The organism is Aquitalea pelogenes (assembly GCF_001515305.1).
Taxonomy (GTDB): domain Bacteria; phylum Pseudomonadota; class Gammaproteobacteria; order Burkholderiales; family Chromobacteriaceae; genus Aquitalea; species Aquitalea pelogenes.
Genome location: NZ_LNQV01000012.1, coordinates 87,971 through 102,576, shown reverse-complemented (window position 1 = coordinate 102,576; position 14,606 = coordinate 87,971). Strand labels below are relative to the sequence as shown.

The 14,606-nt window shown below is 59.4% G+C and carries 13 protein-coding genes; 4 read left to right on the top strand and 9 right to left on the bottom strand.

The genetic code is table 11. The annotated features are described in order from the left end of the window. Window positions 1-392, top strand: a 392-nt coding sequence (locus tag AWT75_RS07390) for a nickel-dependent hydrogenase large subunit (RefSeq protein WP_193394066.1), incomplete at its 5' end; no start/stop codon positions are given. 49 nt (window positions 393-441) lie between these two features. Here AWT75_RS07390 and AWT75_RS07385 read toward each other — a convergent pair. The 6 genes from AWT75_RS07385 to AWT75_RS07360 form a co-directional block, all read right to left on the bottom strand. Then, a complete protein-coding gene (locus tag AWT75_RS07385; RefSeq protein WP_062788534.1) occupies window positions 442-1,251 on the bottom strand; it encodes a hypothetical protein in 810 nt (269 codons plus the stop codon). A 74-nt stretch (window positions 1,252-1,325) separates the two neighbouring features. Then, window positions 1,326-1,817, bottom strand: coding sequence for a DinB family protein (locus tag AWT75_RS07380; protein WP_062788532.1), 492 nt, complete (start codon window positions 1,815-1,817; stop codon window positions 1,326-1,328). 138 nt (window positions 1,818-1,955) lie between these two features. Further along, complete coding sequence (gene pgaD / locus AWT75_RS07375; RefSeq protein ID WP_045845143.1) at window positions 1,956-2,399, bottom strand: poly-beta-1,6-N-acetyl-D-glucosamine biosynthesis protein PgaD; 444 nt, start codon at window positions 2,397-2,399, stop codon at window positions 1,956-1,958. Next, entirely contained in the window at window positions 2,389-3,642 is a 1,254-nt protein-coding gene (pgaC, locus tag AWT75_RS07370; protein WP_062788530.1) for a poly-beta-1,6-N-acetyl-D-glucosamine synthase, read from the bottom strand. The genes pgaD and pgaC overlap by 11 nt, the downstream gene beginning before the upstream one ends. Before the next feature lie 12 nt (window positions 3,643-3,654). Then, entirely contained in the window at window positions 3,655-5,616 is a 1,962-nt protein-coding gene (gene pgaB, locus AWT75_RS07365; protein WP_062788528.1) for a poly-beta-1,6-N-acetyl-D-glucosamine N-deacetylase PgaB, read from the bottom strand. After that, window positions 5,613-8,606, bottom strand: a complete 2,994-nt coding sequence (locus tag AWT75_RS07360; RefSeq protein WP_153013261.1) for a PgaA family protein — start codon at window positions 8,604-8,606, stop codon at window positions 5,613-5,615. Before AWT75_RS07360 ends, pgaB begins: the two co-directional genes overlap by 4 nt. Window positions 8,607-9,510: 904 nt before the next feature. On the opposite strand from AWT75_RS07360, the gene AWT75_RS07355 reads away from it, so the two are divergent. After that, complete coding sequence (locus tag AWT75_RS07355) at window positions 9,511-10,872, top strand: PAS domain-containing sensor histidine kinase (protein ID WP_062788524.1); 1,362 nt, start codon at window positions 9,511-9,513, stop codon at window positions 10,870-10,872. A gap of 68 nt (window positions 10,873-10,940) precedes the next feature. On the opposite strand, the gene rimO is transcribed toward AWT75_RS07355, so the two are convergent. The 3 genes from rimO to AWT75_RS07340 all read right to left on the bottom strand — a co-directional run bounded on the left by rimO (window position 10,941) and on the right by AWT75_RS07340 (window position 13,499). Beyond that, window positions 10,941-12,257, bottom strand: coding sequence for a 30S ribosomal protein S12 methylthiotransferase RimO (gene rimO / locus AWT75_RS07350; protein WP_062788522.1), 1,317 nt, complete (start codon window positions 12,255-12,257; stop codon window positions 10,941-10,943). 119 nt (window positions 12,258-12,376) lie between these two features. Continuing rightward, entirely contained in the window at window positions 12,377-12,814 is a 438-nt protein-coding gene (locus AWT75_RS07345) for a hypothetical protein (protein ID WP_062788520.1), read from the bottom strand. 259 nt (window positions 12,815-13,073) lie between these two features. Continuing rightward, window positions 13,074-13,499, bottom strand: coding sequence for an organic hydroperoxide resistance protein (locus AWT75_RS07340; RefSeq protein ID WP_045845327.1), 426 nt, complete (start codon window positions 13,497-13,499; stop codon window positions 13,074-13,076). Between the two features lie 118 nt (window positions 13,500-13,617). Between AWT75_RS07340 and AWT75_RS07335 the strand changes: the two genes are divergently transcribed. Next, window positions 13,618-14,346 (top strand): AraC family transcriptional regulator, encoded by a 729-nt coding sequence (locus AWT75_RS07335; protein ID WP_204376896.1) that lies wholly within the window; start codon window positions 13,618-13,620, stop codon window positions 14,344-14,346. After that, the gene (locus tag AWT75_RS22095; RefSeq protein WP_204376895.1) at window positions 14,322-14,489 is read left to right on the top strand and encodes a helix-turn-helix domain-containing protein; all 168 of its coding nucleotides are present in this window, start codon (window positions 14,322-14,324) and stop codon (window positions 14,487-14,489) included. Before AWT75_RS07335 ends, AWT75_RS22095 begins: the two co-directional genes overlap by 25 nt. Window positions 14,490-14,606 lie beyond the last annotated feature (117 nt).

The window sequence follows — 14,606 nt, the reverse complement described above, 5'->3', positions numbered from 1 at the left end:
AACATGGTGGCAATGTACTGAGCCGGGTGGTGGCGCGCCTTACCGAAGTGGCACGCATCGTGCCGCAGATGGAACAATGGCTGGCGGCATTGCAACTGGACGACGCATTCCAGCTGGCCACCCCCACCCAGCCACAACACAGCCAGGCCATCGGCCTGACCGAGGCGGCACGCGGCATGCTGGGGCACTGGGTGGCACTGGATGCCGGGCGCATCAGCCGCTACCAGATCATCGCGCCGACGACATGGAATTTCTCGCCGCGCGACAGCCAGGGCCTGCCCGGCCCGCTGGAAAAGGCACTGGAAGGGGTGGAAGCCAGCGACCCGCAAGCCTTGCACGTGCAGCACATCGTGCGCAGCTTCGACCCCTGTCAGGTGTGTACCACGCACTAGCGCAGCTTATCTTTCATGTCCGGCCATGTGCGCTTGCCCGGTTCCGGGATCAACGGCAGGTAAACAGCGGGTTGGTGTTGCTGACAAAGTCCTCGCGCTTGCCCAGCTTGCGCGTCATGGTGGAAACATGGCCAACACCGCCACCCGACTCGGTCTCGCCAAACCGTAGCTCAACCACGTCGCCCTTGCGGATCTGGCTGCCCTCAGCTACATGAAACAGCCATATTGGCTGATAGTAATATTCGCCAAAGATGTCGCGCAGCGCACAGGTCCCGACCCCTACCCGACCGGCAGCAAAGTCCGCATCGGAAAACTGCTGGTGCCTGGCCCGCTCGGCTCGGGCAAAGTCCAGCGTCCATGCCTGGACAGCCATGCCTGCTTCAACCGCTTGCGGCACACCATCCGCACCGAAGCGGCACTCCAGTTCCCGGAATACCGTGCCACCGGGGCGATAGCTATGCAGATAAAACGGCAGGGCGGAGGCATCGTCGATGGTGGCCTGGTACTGGAACAACTTCCCGCTCAATGCCGGATCAGCATGTTTGCTGATCCGGACATAATCCTTCTCCTGCACCGTGCCACGCGCCGGTAACAACAGCAAGCGCTGCCACTGACGATAGCCATCGTATGCCTTTTCATCCGGAATCACACACCGCACCTGCACCAGCCGCCCGGCGCGGATTTCACTGTCAAATTGCTCCAGCCATGGTTCCAGTTGCGCAAACTGATGCAGCGCGGCGCGTTGCGTCGGTACCTCGCTGACCAGAACACGTCCCAGGCTGCCTTCATCCGGAGTCAGCTGACAAGCTGACAGCATCAGTCCCAGCAAAGTCAGCAGCAGGCTTGAGCACCGCGTCATGACATCCCCCTGTATCAGCTCCACTCACTACGGCTTGCCCCGCCGCTCAGACAGACAACAGCGATCAATCAGGTTTAGCTGAGTCTTCGTTCTGGCTGTGCAGCATGAATGTAAACAGTATAGGTATCCGCCGGCCGCTGTGCCCCGGCCAGCTCCAGCGCATGACCAATGGCACCACGGTGATAGGTGCCGTGATTGAGGATGTGAAACAGGATTTCCTCCCGGCTCATGCTGCCTGCCAGGCCATCGGCAAACACGAAACAGATGATTTCTGCCGCACGGTCCGGTTCCATGCCGGCAACATGGCTGGCAAACCAGGCGTCGGACGCCAGCAGACGGCGCTCCAGCTCGGTCAGTTCAGGCAGTTGCGCACTGTTGGTGGCAGCATGCGGCGCAGGCAGGCCCAGCAAGCGGGCGCGGAACAACTCTTCCACGATCAGCATGTGATTGAGCTGCTGGCAGACAAACCCCATAGTGGCTGACTGAAGAGTGGCATCCAGCGTGGCGATGGCCTGCAAGGTGCGCTGGTCGGCCCACTGTTTGTAGGCAAAAGCATGGGCAAACATGGTGTGAGTCCGGTGATGGTGAATGCCATATCATGCCATGCGACTGCGCGTGCGGCATCCGCAAGCCTGCGCTGCCATCAAAAAACCCCGCCCGGCCTTGCCAGGCCTGACGGGGTTGCAGATGAACAGGAAAAGCACTCAGCCCAAGGCTTCCACGCGGGCAATGCCTCCATCCGTCAGATGGTGTACCACCATGACCTGCTTGTCCTTGCCCGCCAGCAGCACTTCCAGCGGAATGCCCAGCTGCCGGGCGACATCTTGCGGTCTGGCATTACCGCGCGGTTTGCGGCGGTCCACCCCCTTGTACTTGTAGTAACTGGACATGGCCCATACCACCAGAGCGGTGCCCAGCGTGACACCAATCAGCGTGTAGATGCCCAGCGTGATCAGCTCGCCACTGCTGCGCGCGGAATCGAACACGCCTCCGGACTGCAATACATCCGCGCACCACTGCCATGCCGGCAGCCACAGATAGCACCAGACCACCCAGCCCAGCGTGGTGAGGAACCAGGACAGGAAGCGCTGCGGCGGCGACAGCAGGTGCGGCGCTTCGATAATCAGTTTGTCGGCACTATTTTCCATAATGAACTCCCCGATCGGGACTGGTCCAGCGGGCCCGGGTCCCTTTCTTTCTGATGACAGCTTGAGGAAAGGCGTACACCGAAGTCAGCACATTGAGCAGCCAGTACGCCAGCGGATACCAGATCATCCAGTAGTAATTCCTGCCCAGCCCCTTGTCATACTGGCTGTCGATGGCCTTGCTCACGGCAAACTGGGTGAGGCAGGTATAGCCCAGCAGCAGGCCGTACCAGCCCGGCAGGAAGGGGCTGGAGATGGATTGCAGCATGTTGGGCAGCAGCAGCGAAGCCAGCCAGTAGCAAATAACGAAGGCCATGCTGTACGACCACACCACGCTGAGGAAATACTCCAGATAGATGGGCCACATGTAACGGTGCCGCCAGCTGGTGAACACCCAGGCATTGCGCATCAGCGCCTGCGTGCCGCCCTTGGCCCAGCGCACCCGCTGCTTGAACAGGCCCCTGAGGGTTTCCGGCATCAGGATCCACACCAGCGCATGCGGTTCGAAGCGCACGGCCCAGTGCTTGTGTTGCAGCTTCCAGCTGATGTCGATGTCCTCGGTCAGCATGTCCTCGCTCCACATGCCCGCTTCTATCACTGCCGACTTGCGAAAGGCGCTGATGACGCCCGACACCGTGAACAGGCGGCCATAGGCACGCTGGGCACGTTTGATCAGGCCGATGATGGCGGTGAATTCCCCCACTTGCAGCCGCCCCAGGAGTGTGGTGCGGTTGCGGATACGCGGGTTGCCGGTGACAGCCGCCACGCGCGGCGAGCTGATGAAGTGGCGCAGCAGCCATTTGGCGGAATAAGGGTCCAGCACCGCATCGCCATCAATGCACAGCAGGTATTCGTTGCGCGAAAAAGCCAGTGCGGTGTTCAGCCCCACCGCCTTGCCCTGATTGGGTGACTGGTGAATCACCCTCAGGCGCGGGTTGCTGGCCGCCAGTTCGTTCAGGATGCTGCCGGTGTCGTCGGTGCTGCCGTCGTTGACGGCAATGACTTCAAAATCCGGATAATCCAGCGCCAGCGCGGCACCGATGGTTTCCCGCGCATTCTGCCCCTCGTTGTAGCAAGGAATGATGACCGAAACCGGCGGGTAATCCAGCACTGGCGGCTGGGAGACCGGCGGGTCCTTGCGCTCGTAATGCCAGTAGTAGAACACCGCCCCCTGCATCCACAACCAGGCCATGAACAGCGGGTAGTAGAAGGCGAAGGCCAGAATCACTGCAATCAATGTGCTCATCGTGGTCTCCCCTTATTCGGCCGGATTGGATTTCATGGAAAACACCCGCCGGATGACCGACAGCTTTGGCTGGTCCTTGAACTGGTCATCCGGGTAGTAGGCAAAGTGGCGGGCACCTTGCTCGTGCAGGGTATTCACCGTCTCCACCAGCTCTTCGGCCGGTACCGGCTGATTGGTGCGCCAGTTGGTGGCTTGCAGTTCGAACACGGTCTTGTCCAGCGCACCCGGAATGTCCTTCACGTCCTTCAGTAGCGCCTGCATCCATTGCCTGGGCTGCTCGGCCTTTTCCATATAAGGCATGGCCATCACCGCAACGTAGTCGTAGTTCTGCAAACCGCTGCGGTAGGACTGGGCAAACCAGGTTTCCGAGGCCGGGTTGAGCACCACCGGGGCGTAGTAATTGCGGGCTACCTTGAGCGCCGGTTCGTAGGTTTTCACCAGCTCGGCCAGTTCCAGGCTGAAGTCATCCAGCCGCTTGATCTTTTCGCTGGTCCAGCGTGCCAGGGTGGCCGGGTCCTTGCGTGCCTCGGCCGGGTTCAGCGGCAGGCCCTGTTGCTGATACCAGGCCTGGGCGTCGGTGCTGACGTCTTCATCGTCGGACAGGGTGGCGTCGTCATGGAACAGCAGCCCATGAAAGTGAGCGCCGCGTGCCAGGTCTTCGTAAATGCCGCGGATGGTGGCGCGGGCCTCGGCCGAATACGGCGACAGGCGGCGATAGCCTTTCACCTGTGGTGGCGAACCGTCACGCGAGGCAGCCAGCACCAGCTTGCCGGCCACCGGGTTGCTGTCCGGCAGCTTGAAAGCCAGCAGCGGCATCCAGGCATACACTTTCACATCGCAGCGGGTGTCCAGCGACCAGGCCACGCGGTTGAACAGGTCGGCGCGCATTGGCAGGTAACGGTTGGGGAAATACAGCGCCTCGGCTTCGCCAGTGCCCTTGGGGTCGGCAAAGGCTTGCAGGTAGACCGTGCTCACACCCATGGCCTTCACCCTATCAAGCAGGGCATCGATGTTCCTGTCCTGCTGAGCCGGGTCCGGGTCGTAGATGTAGTCCAGGTCCACATGCATGATGCGGCTGGATTCCGGTCGCACACCATCGGGAAACTTCTCCAGCTGGTGAAACTGGAAGGCCAGCTCCGGAATCCTGGTACGCGCATCCATCAGCACGCGGCGCATGGCTTCCAGTGGTGTCTTGCCGGTGTTGATGCCATCGTCCAGGCTCATGGTGATGGGCATGCCCAGCTCACCCGCCAGCTTGGTCACGCGGAAATTGTAGGCACCATACGGCCACACCATCACGCGCGGACGCTCGCCCAGCTTTTCTGCCAGGTAGTCACTGTTCTTTTTCATGTCCGCCGCAGCGCGGGCCAGATAGGCGTCGTAGCTTTCGTACTTGCCCTCGCTCCAGCTGGGGCTGGTATAAGCCGGTTCGGAGCCGCCTTGCGGATTGGCCATCACCCCCTTGTGCATGGCGTAGGAATGGCTGGCAATTTCAATCAGCCCGCTGGCTTTCATTTCCCTGATTTCATCCCAGCTGAGAAAACGGCTGCGCGGCACCCAGATGTCGCCGTATTGCACTTCCTGATCGTCCCGCGGCACCAGCCAGGAACCCACCAGCGCCACCACGGCCGGGGCCTTGAACTGCTTGAGAATGGGGAAAACCTTGCTGTACATGCTCTGGTAACCGTCGTCAAAGCTCAGCAGTACGGCTTTTTCCGGCAAGGGACGCGTACCGTTGCGGTCGGACAGAATGTCATCCACGCTGACAAAGTGGTAACCCTGCCCTTTCATCCAGGCCAGTTGTTTGGATAACAGCTGCACATCCACCGCATACGGGTCGGACAGCGACAAGGCATCTTCAGCCACTTCGTGGTAGCACAGGATGATCAGTTTGGAGTTGGCGGAGCTGGCCCCGGCATGCAGCGACAGCAACATGCCCAGTACCAGCAGCAGAATGCGGATCAGGTTTTTCATTTGATTTTCCAGTCCAGGAAGAGATAGATGCGGTTGCTACCGTCCGATACCCCGTCATAGGGGTGCATGGACCGCGAGAAGCCGTAACGGATCTCCCCTCCTTTTTTGAAATCCCAGACTTGTTCGATGGTGTAGGCCCAGGTGTTCTTGCTGCCGAAGGCCGTTTCGTAATAGCGCCCGCCGCTGATGCCGATGCGCTGATGGAAGCTGTTGTCGTAATAGCGCCATAGCGTGATGTCATTCATCAGGGTGATGCTGGTATCCAGGTCGCGGTGCGGGCTGTAGTAGTTGGCCGTGTCCAGCACGTCGTTGTGATTGGTGCTGGCTTCCAGAATGCCGTTGAGCTGATAGATCGGCCCCTTGATCAGGGTCTGGTTCACGGTCAGCGCAAAGCCCTGGCGCCGGTTGGTGTCGGTGAAGTCCATTTGCGAGGCTTCAAATTCCACCGTGGTGAGGTCGTCACGCTTGTACTCCAGCTTGCCCAGCAGGCGGTTGGCGTACACCCCGCTCTGGCGTGCTTCCAGCGGCGTGGCCATGCTGTTTTTCTCGTAGCGCAGACCCAGCAGCCAGTTGTCGTTCACCGTCCAGTCAAAACCGGCAAAGCCGCCTTGCATGGCGTGGCCATCGAGCTGGCTGAAACCGCCGATTTCACCGGTGCCGTACTGGCTGCGGTATTGCAGGCCCAGCCCGGCCGTTTCAAAGCGCACCTTGTCGCTGCCCACCCCGGTGGTGGAGGCAAAGTCGGCGGTCTGGAACTGGTGCTGGGCAAATACGCGCAGAGTGTTGTAGGTGGCGCTGTACAGCCGGGTCTGGCTGTCATAGGCATTGTGCATGCTGGTGCCCTGGCTGCTGCCCAGGTCGTGCCCGGCCTCCACCACCAGCTCCGGCCCCATCAAGGCGCGGTATTGCTCTTGCTGCTCGGTCAGCTTGAGCCGGCTTTCGGCCGAGTCCACCGGCATGGTTTCCAGTTCATCCAGCAGTCGTCGCGCTTGCTGGAAGTCCTGCCGCGCCAGGTCGGCCTCCACCTGTCCCACCATCACGTCCCAGTTTTTCTCCGGGCCATCGTCCACGGCCAGGCGCTTGAGCATGGCCTTGGTGGTGGTGGGCGACTCCAGCAACAGGGCAATCTGCGACATGCCGATGCGGGTTTGCGCGGCAAATGGCGCCAGGTCCAGCAGGCTGTCCATTTGCCGCTGTGCACCTTTCACATCACCCAGAAAGGCGGTGATCATGGCCTGGTGATAGGCCAGCGACAGGTAATCCGGGTTGAAGCGCTGATTACCGGTCAGCGGGTCGGCACTGCTGCGCGGCGTGGTGCGCAGCGCATCAGCCATGGTCTGGCTTGCCGCCTTGTACTGGCCGGATTCCAGCTGGGCATAGGCCAGGCCCACTTGCCACTCGGCCTTGGGGTCGTCGCGCCGCACCTTGTCCAGGGCTTTGCCAAACAGGCCGGCAGCTTTTTCCGGTTGCTTCAGTACCAGATAAGATGCGGCCACCGCGCCATAAGCACTGGCGGTATAAGCCAGCTGCGGATGCTGTTCGAACAGCTGGACGGCATCTTCCGGCCGACCGCGACGCTGCAATAATTGCAGGCGTACATCAATGGTTCTGGCTTGCATGGCCGGGGTAAGGCCGGGGGCATTCAGCCAGCGGGCATTCTGCTCCAGTGCCTGGTCCAGCATCTGCTGCATCTCGCGGATTTCATCCAGGTCGGCACGCACCTGTGCCCATTCGATGGCTTGCAGGCCACGTTGTTGGTCCAGCGACCAGTGCGGGTCCTGGCCCGGTAGTGCCGGGCGATCCAGCAAGGCTTGCTGGGCATCCAGCATTTGCAGGCTGGCCAGCACGCTGCGGTACTGGGCGTTGAGTACCGGGTCGTCGGCATAGCGGGCCTGCCAACGGCTCAAGTACACCAGCGCCTGTGCGTAAGCACCCTCACGACGCAGGGCATCGGCGTGGGCGCGGACTTCGGCCAGCTCCGGGCTGACCGGAGCGACTTCGCTGCTATCCACCAGCGTTCCGGCATCATCGCCATCAATGCCGTAATACTGGCTGATCCACTGCCGCACCTGCTCGCGCTGTGCCGGTTTGCCCTGGCTGTCGCTGGCTTGCTGCAGCACGGCCAGGGTTTTGCGCGTCAGCAAGGCAGGGTTCTTCGCAGCAATGTCCAGCGCGCTGTCCAGGTGGTTTTTCTGGCTTAGCAGCACCACGTAGTTATTGAAGAAGGATGCTGCCGGAATCAGCCGCTTGTAGGTTTCGGTGGTGAATTCACCGGCGCCCTTCAATTCGATGGTAGAAACTTTCAGAATCTGCTGCCGGTCCGTCTCGCTCAGCTCAGCACCGGGCTTGCCGTCCAGATCAGGCAAACCCAGCCGGGTGAGCACATCCTGCTTCAAGGCCATCAGTACCGGGTCGGCCGGGTAGCGTTGCAGATTGTCCTGGATGTAATCCAGCGAGCGGGCCTGATCGCCATGCAACATCAGCACATAGGCCCTGGCCCGGGTCAGCTCCAGCCCATCGGCGTGCGACACCGGATTGGTCTGGTTCAGGATATCCAGCGCACGGTTAATGTCACCGCCCTCAGCCGTACTCATGGCCTGCTGGATGCTGCTGCTGATATCGCCCCCACGGACTCTGGCCAGGCCATACAATCGACTGGCATTGGCGAATTCCTTGCGGCCTCGCAAACTGGCTGCCAGCAGTCGCAGGGTATCGGCATGCAGCTGATCCTCCCTGCCCTGGCTTGCCTTGATGGCCTTGGCGTACTGCTGGTCCCAGCACAGCAAGGTGATGTAGTCGTTGAGCAAGGGTTCAGCCAGCGGGCCTTTGCCCGCCTCCTGCTCCAGCATTTGCAACGCAGGCCGGGTATTGCCCTGCCGTGCCTGGATGATGGCTGCATCATAGGCCTTGCTCTTCCAGAGCGGCGCAGCCTCCCCCGAGGCAGCCAATGCGCCAAAGGCCATGCTGATGGCCAAGACTAGTTTTCGCATAGCGGTTTCAGTCTGGTTTGTTTGTAAGGCAAGAACATCCGGCACGGCCCTGCCATGGCCGGCACGGAAAGCGCACAACAACAGCACGCACAATGGCAAACCCGTGACGGCTCACCACAAAAGTCCAATATCATTAAATTTCAAAAGCATATAGCTATTTGTCATTACTAATTTGTGCAGATTTTTTGTTGATGAATCCCCAATAAAACAACGTCATTCACGTCTCCAAACCGGAGAGAAAAAGGACAGTAATGGACAAGAATCTAATCCGCTCAAGCGGAGATCTTTATTCCATTCAGGCGAAAGGACCAAGCGAGTGAGCCGACATCAGGCAATGGATTACCCGTGTTTTTTACTGATGCGGCGCTGAATTTTAGGGTGCAAGTATAGCAAATCCATGACAATTTACTGATTTTTTCAATACTTTGTTATTACTATAAAAAGTCTTTCTTTTTAGCCGTTATTTTAAAGTTAATCGTTTAAATTATTTCCACATGAAAAAGTTTAACTGCCACAGGAGTCACATCAAATAGTCTTTTCAGTTATCACTAGTCTTTTACGACTAGCCATTTCCCTATTCCAGCCATGGTTTCCATTGAGTTGCAGCTACCTGCAATTTATAACCATATTTAAATTGTCACTATTCAGTGCAAGTTCAACGCTGCCAACCCGTCAATGCATTGCCAGCAGGCGCACTCAGGGGTATCACAAGCAAGCGCCCCCACCAAAACAAGAAGAAAAAAAATGGGCACCAGGGAAAGCCACAAAAGAAAAATGCCGGGCAGCTGGCTCCCGGCATAAAATCAGTACAGCCGGACCGCCAGGCCGCCGCTCTCGCCCGGCAGACATGCCTGCCGGACAATCCATCGGATGAAACCACCACCCCTTACAGGAAACCGCCGTCATGCCCGTATCGCACCATGCCCTGCATGCGCCAGTCAGCCTGCCGGACGACAGCATTGCTGCAGCCGGACAGGAACTGGCCGAATCAGCCTGGATTGATGTCATCCAGCGCATGGATGAGGTGTACAGCGAACTGGTGGCCTCACAGGAAACGCTGGAGACCAAGCACCGGGAACTGGCCGAGGCCCATCACTTCACCGAGGGTGTGCTGGCAGCCATGACCGACGTGCTGATCGTGTGCGATACCGTGGGCAAGGTGCGCCAGGTCAACCGCGCCATGTTGCAGCTGACCGGACGGTCGGAAAATGCACTGGTCGGCTGCGATCTGACCGAACTGGTGCAGGATAGCCAGTCCCGGCAACAGATTGCCAGCCTGCTGGCAGCCGGGCGCAGCGATGTGCAGGATGTGGAAATCGCCCTGCCCCGCCAGCAGGGCGAGCCGGTACCGGTCACCTGGAATGTCAGCCCGCTGTATGACGGTGAAGGGCGCTACAGCGGCTTTGTCGCTGTCGGCCGGCCGGTGGGCGAACTCAAGCGCGCCTATGCCCAGCTGCAGGCAGCGCATCAGGCGCTGAAATCCGCCCAGGCCCAGCTGGTGCAAGCCGAGAAAATGGCCTCGCTGGGCCGGCTGGTGGCGGGCGTGGCGCACGAACTCAATAACCCCATCAGTTTTGTACTGGGCAATGCCCACGCCATGCAGCGCTATGCCACCAAGCTCACCCGTTACCTGAACGCCATTCACGCCCATGACTTGAGTCCGGAAAACCAGGCGTTGCGTATCGAGCTGAAAATCGACCGTCTGATTGCCGACCTGCCCTCGCTCAGCGAGGGGCTGATGGAAGGAGCCGAGCGCAGCGGGCATATCGTGGATGCACTGAAACGCTTTTCTGCGGTGGAAGAAAACACCCGGCAACGGGTGGATCTGGCCGACCTTACCCAGCGCGCGCTGCACTGGGTCAGCCGTGCCGCGCCATTCCGGGTGGAAGTCATCAATATCGGGCTGGACGCCCCCGCCTGGGTGTGCGGTTCGGCCAACCAGTTGCAACAGGTGCTGGTGAACCTGATCCAGAATGCGTTTGATGCCATCGAAAAAACCATGAAGCCCAGGCTGGATCTGAGCATCACCCGTCAGGCACAAAGCGTGGAACTGCAACTGCACGACAATGGCAGCGGCATCAGCGAGGAAGCCTTGCCACTGATCTTCGACCCCTTCTTCACCACCAAGCCCATCGGCAAGGGCACCGGGCTTGGCTTGTCCATCAGCTATGGCATTGTCGAACGCCATGGCGGGCAACTGAGCGCCGACAATCATCCGGATGGCGGTGCCTGCTTCACGCTGAGCCTGCCCGCGTTCAAGGACTAGGCTGCAGCAACAAAAACGGCGTTCCCGCAGGAACGCCGTTTGTTCAACTTGTCATCCTCAGCACGGAATCAGACGCGCTCGCCCCACAGGTCGTGCTCGCTGCAATCGACAATGTCCACCTCGACAAACTGGCCGGCTTCAAGACCGGTGGCATCTTCCACAAACACCAGGCCGTCGATTTCCGGCGCATCGGCATAGCTGCGGCAGATGGCAGTGCCCTCGTCGTCGATTTCATCCACCAGCACGGTCAGGCGCTGACCGATACGGGCTTCCAGCTTGCGGGCGCTGATTTCAGCCTGCACTTCCATGAAGCGCTCCTTGCGCGCCTCTTTGACATCTTCCGGCACCTGATCCGGCAAGTCGTTGGCGGTGGCGCCTTCGACTGCGGAATAGGTGAAACAGCCCACGCGGTCCAGCTGGGCTTCACGCAGGAATTGCAGCAGTTCTTCGAAGTCTTCTTCGGTTTCGCCGGGGAAGCCGACAATGAAGGTGGAGCGGATCACCAGCTGCGGGCAGATCTCGCGCCATTTCTTGATGCGCGCCAGCACATTGTCGCTGTTGGCCGGACGCTTCATCAGCTTCAGCACTTTCTGGCTGGCATGCTGGAACGGGATATCCAGGTAAGGCAGGATCTTGCCGTCGCGCATCAGCGGAATCACTTCATCCACATGCGGGTAGGGGTAAACATAGTGCAGGCGCACCCAGATGCCGTGCTTGCCCAGCTCCTCGCACAGCTCGGTCATGCGGGTTTTCACCGGACGGCCGTCGTGGAAGCCCAGCTTGTATTTGACATCCACGCCATAGGCCGAGGTGTCCTGCGAAATCACCAGCAGCTCCTTCACCCCGGCGCGGGCCAGATTGGCCGCTTCACGCAGTACATCGTGTACCGGACGGCTTTCCAGATCGCCGCGCATGGACGGGATGATGCAGAAGGTACAGCGGTGATTACAGCCTTCGGAAATTTTCAGATAGGCGTAATGCTTGGGGGTCAGGCGAATGCCGATATCCGGCACCAGGTCGACAAAGGGGTCGTGCGGCTTGGGCAGGTAGTTGTGTACCGCATCCATCACCTCGTCAGTAGCGTGCGGGCCGGTGACGGCAAGTACCGACGGGTGGGCATTCTGCACCACGCCATCCTTGGCACCCAGACAGCCGGTAACAATCACCTTGCCGTTTTCATTCAGCGCTTCGCCAATGGCATCCAGCGATTCGGTCACCGCCGAATCGATGAAACCACAGGTGTTGACCACCACCAGGTCAGCCCCGTCATAGGAGGAGGAAATTTCATAACCCTCCGCGCGCAGGCGGGTAAGAATGTGTTCGGAATCACTCTGGGCCTTGGGACAGCCGAGGGAAACCATACCGATACGAGGAGCTTTGGACATGTGGCGTAGTGCAAAAAATGAAAAACGCCAGATTATACAGCGATTTGCCGGTGCATACCCATGCAGCTTCCGTCAAAACACCCTGCCGTGGGCAAATGCTGCCGGGCATGAGCAGCATTTCAGATTGCCGAATCCAGATCGTCAGCAATCGCTGCCTTCATGGCTGGCCAGGCCATCAGGGTTTCATGTTCGCCCACGGTAAAACCACGGCCCAGCGCTGCTACCCGTTCGCGATAGGCATGCAGTTCCGGGTAATCCGCAAACAGCCGCTGCAGCTCCTGCTGTTGCGCTGCACTGGCCATGGCACAGCCACGGAACAAGACCCAGAGCAAAAAACCACAACCTGACCACAGAAACATGGACAGCAAGATACCCAGCGTGAGTGGTGCCAGCCCCAGCCAGCCCGTGGGCAGCAGGGTCGGCATGATGGACGGTGGCAGGATGAGGATCGATAGCAATACAAGCGGAATCATCATTCGCAGCAGACGGATCTGCCAGCGGCTGAGCGCAATCATGTCGAATTGTATTTGTGGTGCTGGTGCTTGCTTGTGGTCCATCTTCACGCTTCTGTTTGTCTGGCATGCGCAGACACCCTGTTGACAGCTTCCTATCTTATTGTTTTGTTTATTAATTATCGTTAATTTTGATCATGATTCTGTCAACAAGTGTAAAGACCAGCCAAAGCCGGGCCAGCCGGGCCGGTATTGGCCTTGCAATACAAATCCTGCATAAGCCAGAGTCATGTTTCATGGCGGACAAATGCAAAAACCCCGGCAAAACCGGGGTTTTTCGTGATGCAGTGAATCAGGCGTCGGCTTACACCAGCTGCAGGCGCACATCGATATTGCCGCGAGTGGCATTGGAGTACGGGCAGACAATATGTGCCTTCTCCACCAGCGCTTGCGCCTTGGCCGTATCGACACCGGGAATGCTGATCTGCAGATCCACTTCAATACCAAAGCCGGTCGGAATCGGGCCGATGCCCACAGTAGCATTCACCGTGGTGGTGGCAGGCAAGGCCACCTTGTCTTGCATCGCCACATATTTCAGCGCACCCAGAAAGCAGGCCGAGTAACCAGCAGCGAACAGCTGCTCCGGATTGGTACCCGGGCCACCGGCACCACCCAGTTCGCGCGGGGTGGACAATTGCACCTTCAATGCAGCGTCAGAAGATTCGGCACTGCCTTCACGGCCACCGGTAGCAGTGGCATTGGCGCGGTAGAGAACTTTTTCAATGGACATGGTGGATTCCTTGTATTGCATGAGTGGGGGTTCAAGCCGTTTGGCAGAAACCACTTTACCGCGCTTGCCAATACGATATGCTACAAAAAGTATTGATAAATTGATCAGGAGTCGCAAAGTGCTGGATACCTGTACCGACAGGCTGGACGCCTTGCTGCATCACTTCCCGGTGCGTGCGCGCCTGTTTCATTCCGGCAGCCTGTGCGGGGTGACCCGCTTTGACACGCCAGAGAGCGGCGGGCAGTTACATCTGGTGCAGCACGGTGAGCTGACCGTGGAACACCCCGGCCAGGCTGCGCTGCATATTGGCAAACCCAGCCTGCTGTTTTACCCGCGCCCGCTGGCACGACGCTTTATCAGCGATCCGCAAGCCGGTGCCACCCTCGCCTGCGCCCAGTTGCAATTCGACGGCGGTGCTGACAACCCGCTGGCCGGGGCGCTGCCGGATGTGGTCTGCGTATCGCTGAAGGACATTCCCGGCACCCAAGCCATTCTGGAGCTGCTGTTTACCGAGGCCTTCAACCACTACTGCGGCCGCGAGGCGCTGCTGGACCGCCTGTTCGAGGCGGTCTTCATCCAGCTGCTGCGCTATCTGATGGAAACGGGTGCCATCCGCGGCGGCATGCTGGCCGGCATGTCCCATCCCAGGCTGCGCCGGGCCCTGGTTGCCATGCATGAACAACCGCAACAGGACTGGACCCTGGACGCACTGGCTGCACTTTGCGGCATGTCACGCAGCGTGTTTGCCAATAGCTTCCGCAGTACGCTGGGCAGTACGCCGGGGGCCTACCTGCAAGGCTGGCGCATCAGCTGGCCCAGCAAATGCTGCGCCAGGGACAAGCATTAAAGCTGATTGCCGATGCGGTAGGTTATGGCAGCGAAGCCGCGCTGGCACGGGCATTCAAGGCACATTGCGGCCAGACCCCGCGCGCGTGGCGGCTGGCGCAGCAGCCCGCCAGCCTGACTACCGGCCAGCCCGTCAGTCAGTAGTACTGTGGTGGCAGGCATTACGTTCAAAAAAACTCACCTTTACGTTTATAACTTTCAATTTAACTCACCTATTGTTTGATGCATGCTGTGCACATCAACCATGGCACCAGGAGCCAT

Coding starts and splice junctions, on each gene's coding strand:
- AWT75_RS07385 (WP_062788534.1), bottom strand. CDS start 1,251: ATGACGCGGTGCTCAAGCCTGCTGCTGACTTTGCTGGGACTGATGCTG.
- AWT75_RS07380 (WP_062788532.1), bottom strand. CDS start 1,817: ATGTTTGCCCATGCTTTTGCCTACAAACAGTGGGCCGACCAGCGCACC.
- pgaD (WP_045845143.1), bottom strand. CDS start 2,399: ATGGAAAATAGTGCCGACAAACTGATTATCGAAGCGCCGCACCTGCTG.
- pgaC (WP_062788530.1), bottom strand. CDS start 3,642: ATGAGCACATTGATTGCAGTGATTCTGGCCTTCGCCTTCTACTACCCG.
- pgaB (WP_062788528.1), bottom strand. CDS start 5,616: ATGAAAAACCTGATCCGCATTCTGCTGCTGGTACTGGGCATGTTGCTG.
- AWT75_RS07360 (WP_153013261.1), bottom strand. CDS start 8,606: ATGCGAAAACTAGTCTTGGCCATCAGCATGGCCTTTGGCGCATTGGCT.
- AWT75_RS07355 (WP_062788524.1), top strand. CDS start 9,511: ATGCCCGTATCGCACCATGCCCTGCATGCGCCAGTCAGCCTGCCGGAC.
- rimO (WP_062788522.1), bottom strand. CDS start 12,257: ATGTCCAAAGCTCCTCGTATCGGTATGGTTTCCCTCGGCTGTCCCAAG.
- AWT75_RS07345 (WP_062788520.1), bottom strand. CDS start 12,814: ATGGACCACAAGCAAGCACCAGCACCACAAATACAATTCGACATGATT.
- AWT75_RS07340 (WP_045845327.1), bottom strand. CDS start 13,499: ATGTCCATTGAAAAAGTTCTCTACCGCGCCAATGCCACTGCTACCGGT.
- AWT75_RS22095 (WP_204376895.1), top strand. CDS start 14,322: ATGCTGCGCCAGGGACAAGCATTAAAGCTGATTGCCGATGCGGTAGGT.